Below are 4630 nucleotides of genomic sequence, written 5' to 3'. Positions count from 1 at the left end.
GCCCGTTCTTCCGCCGCCGCAAGGTGTGCCCGTTCTCCGGCGCCAACGCCCCGAAGATCGACTACAAGGACGTCAAGCTCCTGCAGCGCTACGTTTCGGAGCGCGGCAAGATCGTGCCGTCGCGGATCACCGCGGTGTCGGCCAAGAAGCAGCGTGAACTGGCCAAGGCCATCAAGCGCGCCCGTTTCCTGGCCCTGCTCCCCTACGTCGTGAAGTAAGGGAGACCAGGCACATGAAAGTCATCCTGCTCGAACGCGTCGAAGGCCGTGGCGCCCTCGGCGACGTCATCACCGTCAAGGACGGTTACGCCCGCAACTACCTCCTGCCGCGCTCCAAGGCGCTGCGGGCCAACGCGGCCAACCTGAAGATCTTCGAAGGCCAGCGCGCCGAGATCGAAGCCCGCAACGCCAAGGCCAAGGCCGCGGCGGAGAAGTCGGGTGAAGGCCTCGACGGCACGTCCTACATCCTGATCCGTCAGGCGGGCGAAAGCGGCCAGCTCTACGGTTCGGTGGCCGGCCGCGACGTGGCCGACGCCGTCAACGCCGAGGGCGGCGTGAAGGTCGAGCGCTCGATGGTCGTGCTGGACAAGCCGATCAAGACGCTGGGCGTCCACGAAGTGAAGGTTCGCCTGCACTCGGAAGTCACCGTGACGGTCACGCTCAACATCGCCCGCAGCCAGGACGAAGCCGAGCGCCAGGCGCGGGGCGAGAACGTCATCGACTCGCAGTTCGAAGAAGAGCGCCTGGCGGCCGAAGAGGCTGCCGCCGACCTTCTCGAAGGCGGCGCGGGCCAGGCGGCTTCGGAATACACCGAAGCCTGACCGGCCTTCGATCGATAAAGACAGGATGCGGCGCGGAGAGCGATCTCCGCGCCGTTTTCTTTTGGGATTCAGTCGCGTTCGTAGAGCCGGCGCAGGATCGCGGGGGCGAGCCCCGGCAGATCCTCGGAGATGAGGCCGGGGCCGTGCAGATCGGCCGCTTCGCAGTGGATCCAGGCGGCGGCGCAAGCCGCCTCGAAGCTCTCCATGCCCTGGGCCACCAGGCCGGCGACGAAGCCGGCCAGGACGTCGCCGGATCCGGCGGTGGCCAGCCAGGGCGTGCCATTGAGGTTGACCGCCGCGCGGCCGTCGGGCGCGGCGATGACGGTGTCCGGACCCTTCAGCACCACCACCGCCCCGGCTCGTTCGGCGGCCTTGCGCGCCGCCGTGATCCGCTGGGGTGAGCCGGCCAGAAGGCCGGGGAACAGCCGCTCGAACTCGCCGGGATGCGGGGTCAGCACGTCGTCGCGGTCGAGGACCGAGAACAGCTCCTCCGGATCGTCCTTGAAGACGGTGATGGCGTCGGCGTCGAGCACCAGGGCGGCGCCGGTGCGGGCGAGCGCCAGGACGTTGAGCAAGGTTGTGTCGGTGACCCCCGCGGCCGGGCCGATGACCGCGGCGTCGACCTGGGTGGCGGCCTCCTCGAGCTCGGCGTCGCTGTCGAACGGGCGCAGCATCACCGCCTCCAGATGGGCGGCGTTGGCGGCGACGGCGTCGGGCGGCGAATAGATGGTGACGACGCCGCAGCCGATGCGCAGCGCCCCGCGGGCCGCCAGCCGGGCCGCACCGGTGCTCCAGGCCTCCCCGCTGACGACGATGGCGCGGCCGCGGGCGTGCTTGTGGGCGGCGGTCTCGGGCCAGGGGAAGCGATCCAGCCAGATCTCCGGATCGTTCTCGAACAGGCGTCCGTCGGCCAGCCTCAGGCCGATGTCGGCGACCACCACCTCGCCGCAGAGATCACGGCCGGGTTCGAGGACGTGGGCAGGCTTGCGCGCCTGGAAGGTGACCGTCAGGCCGGCGCAGAACGCGCTTTCGCCAAGCGGCCGGCCGCTGTCGCCGGACAGGCCGCTGGGCACGTCGATGGCGACGACCTTTCCGCGGCGGGGCGCGCTCAGCTTGGCGAGACGCTGGGCCTCGCCCTCGAGCGGCCTGGACAGGCCGGCGCCGAACAGGGCGTCGACCCACAGGCTGGCCGAGCGGCCGGCCTCGCCCAGGGGGTGGGTCTCGCCGGACCAACCGGCCGCGGCGGCGACGGCGGCGTCGCCGGCCGGCGCCGCCAGGCGTTCGACCCAGACGTCCCAGCCGCGCGCCTTGAGCAGCCGCGCCACGACATAGCCGTCGCCGCCGTTATTGCCCGGCCCGGCGAGCACGGCGGTGGCCTGGGGCGGGTAGCGCGCGCAGATGGCGTCGGCGACGGCCAGGCCGGCGCGCTCCATCAGGGTCGAGGTGGCGACACCGGCCGCGGCGGCGGCCGCGTCGGCGGCGGCCATTTCACCGACGGTCAGGATCAGCTTTCCGGCCACGCCGAGCTCCCTCAGAGGACCGTGGTCACGGCTTCATCGCCGCGCGCGAGCAAGGTCAGACCGCCCTCGTCGATCCCAAGCGTCGTCACCGAGGCGTGGTCCGGCCGAAAGCCGACGACACGGGGATCGTCCAGCAGACGCGAAACGACGGCGTTGATCGCCACGAAATGACTGAAGACAGCGGCGCCCTCCCGTCCCTGAAGCGCGGCGACCACGGCCTCACGCCAGGCGCCGTAGTCCCGGTCGCCCTCGATCTGGTCCCAGTTCCCCTGAAAGGCGCGCTGCAGCCAGGGGCGACGCTGGTCGGCGGCCAGGGCGGTCGGGGTCGGAATCTCGCCGACGCCGGGATCAATCTCGATTTCCAGGTCCAGCGCCGCCGCTGTCGGCGCCGCGGTTTCGCGGCAGCGGCGCAGGGGCGAGCTGACGACCCGGGTCGGGCGCTCGCCCGGCGGCAGGGCGAGCAGGCGGTCGCGAACGGCCTCGGCCTGGGCCTGCCCAACGGAATCGAGGCCGGGATCGTCGTCCTCGCCCTGGCCCCAGGTCGAGGCCGGCCGGCCGTGTCGGATCAGGTAGATGCGGGGCATACGGGCACTCTATCGCGAAGTTTCGCGCAGCGTCTCGCCCACCGCGACGTGCGCCGCAATCTTCAGCAGCGGGCGAAAGCCCCCTCGATCGCCGATCCTCCATCGGGCCGCGAAACCGCCGCGCGCTGGGCGCAGATCGAGCCCCAACCCCGGCCTTCTGACCCGTGTTCGGCGACGGCAGGTCGAGATAGAGCCCGATCAGGCAGGTTCAGGGGGATTTCGCCGGTGTGCGGAAATTGATCGCCTGGCGCCTATTTCTTAGGCGCCAGGCCGATTTTCCGCCCGGAGGTCCGGGGGGCGTCGGCTGGCCGGTTGCGAGTCTGCGGCCCGGCGTGCTCCGTCCCTTTCGCATCGCGCGGGACCTCCGACACGCAAGCCGAGCCATGAAAAAGATCGAAGCCGTCATCAAACCCTTCAAGCTCGACGAGGTGAAGGAAGCGCTGCAGGAAATGGGCGTCCAGGGGATGACCGTCCTTGAAGCCAAGGGCTATGGCCGCCAGAAGGGCCAGACCGAGCTTTACCGCGGCGCCGAGTACGTCGTGGACTTCCTGCCCAAGATCAAGATCGAGGTGGTGGTCTCCGACGACCAGCTAGAACGGGCGGTCGAGGCGATCTCGAACGCCGCCCGCACCGGCCGGATCGGCGACGGCAAGATCTTCGTGTCCGAAATCATCGACGTCGTGCGCATTCGCACCGGCGAAAACGGCCCCGCCGCCGTCTGACCGACGGCCGCCCGACAACAACATCCTCGAGACCTAGCGACAAAGGTACCAAGACCATGGCCTCTCCGAGCGACATCCTGAACCAGATCAAGGAAAAGGACGTCAAATACGTCGACGTGCGCTTCACCGACGTGCGCGGGAAGATGCAACACGTGACCTTCGACATCGACCTGGTGGACGAAGAGTTCCTGACCGACGGCACCATGTTCGACGGCTCGTCGATCGCCGGCTGGAAGGCCATCAACGAGTCCGACATGAAGCTGCGTCCGGACCTGGACAGCGCCCACATCGACCCGTTCTACCAGCAGACCACGCTGGTGCTGTTCTGCGACGTGGTGAACCCCGACACCAACACGCCCTACAACCGCGACCCGCGCTCCATCGCAAAGGCGGCGCTGAACTACGTCAAGTCGGCCGGCGTGGGCGACACCGTGTACTTCGGCCCGGAAGCCGAATTCTTCATCTTCGACGACGTGCGCTGGAGCACCCAGGCGCACAACACCTTCTTCGCCTACGACTCGACCGAGCTGCCGGCCAACACCGGCAAGTCCTATGCCGAAGGCAACATGGGCCACCGCCCGGGCCCGAAGGGCGGCTACTTCCCGGTCAATCCGGTCGACAGCGGTCAGGACCTGCGCGGCGAAATGCTGGCCGTCATGGGCGAACTCGGCATGCAGCCGGAAAAGCACCACCACGAAGTCGCGCCGGCGCAGCACGAACTTGGCCTCAAGTTCTCCGACCTGCTGACCATGGCCGATCGGATGCAGCTCTATAAGTACGTGATCCACAACGTGGCGCACGCCTACGGCAAGACCGCCACCTTCATGGCCAAGCCGATGTACGGCGACAACGGCTCCGGCATGCACGTGCACCAGTCGATCTGGAAGGACGGCAAGCCGCTGTTCGCCGGCGACAAGTACGCGGGCCTGTCGGACATGTGCCTGTGGTACATCGGCGGCGTGATCAAGCACGCCAAGGCGATCA

At 68.9% G+C, this 4630-nt stretch carries 6 protein-coding genes; 4 read left to right on the top strand and 2 right to left on the bottom strand.

The window, feature by feature from the left end; translation table 11 throughout:
- Window positions 1-218: 30S ribosomal protein S18 (rpsR, locus tag ACILRF_RS14535; protein ID WP_395674122.1), on the top strand; the 218-nt coding region annotated here is incomplete at its 5' end.
- Between the two features lie 14 nt (window positions 219-232).
- Window positions 233-820, top strand: a complete 588-nt coding sequence (gene rplI, locus ACILRF_RS14530) for a 50S ribosomal protein L9 (RefSeq protein ID WP_395674120.1) — start codon at window positions 233-235, stop codon at window positions 818-820.
- A gap of 68 nt (window positions 821-888) precedes the next feature.
- Here rplI and ACILRF_RS14525 read toward each other — a convergent pair whose 3' ends face one another.
- A complete protein-coding gene (locus tag ACILRF_RS14525; RefSeq protein ID WP_395674118.1) occupies window positions 889-2340 on the bottom strand; it encodes an NAD(P)H-hydrate dehydratase in 1452 nt (483 codons plus the stop codon).
- Window positions 2341-2351: 11 nt separating this feature from the next.
- Window positions 2352-2924, bottom strand: a complete 573-nt coding sequence (locus ACILRF_RS14520; protein ID WP_395674116.1) for a histidine phosphatase family protein — start codon at window positions 2922-2924, stop codon at window positions 2352-2354.
- 383 nt (window positions 2925-3307) lie between these two features.
- On the opposite strand from ACILRF_RS14520, the gene ACILRF_RS14515 reads away from it, so the two are divergent.
- Entirely contained in the window at window positions 3308-3646 is a 339-nt protein-coding gene (locus ACILRF_RS14515; protein ID WP_395674114.1) for a P-II family nitrogen regulator, read from the top strand.
- Between the two features lie 56 nt (window positions 3647-3702).
- Window positions 3703-4630 (top strand): glutamine synthetase beta-grasp domain-containing protein (locus ACILRF_RS14510; protein WP_395674112.1); only part of this gene is annotated, 928 nt, incomplete at its 3' end.

The sequence above is a fragment of the Phenylobacterium sp. genome, from assembly GCF_044236515.1.
Taxonomy (GTDB): domain Bacteria; phylum Pseudomonadota; class Alphaproteobacteria; order Caulobacterales; family Caulobacteraceae; genus Phenylobacterium.
Note: the sequence above shows the minus strand (reverse complement) of the source record. Positions and strands in the feature narration are given on the sequence as shown.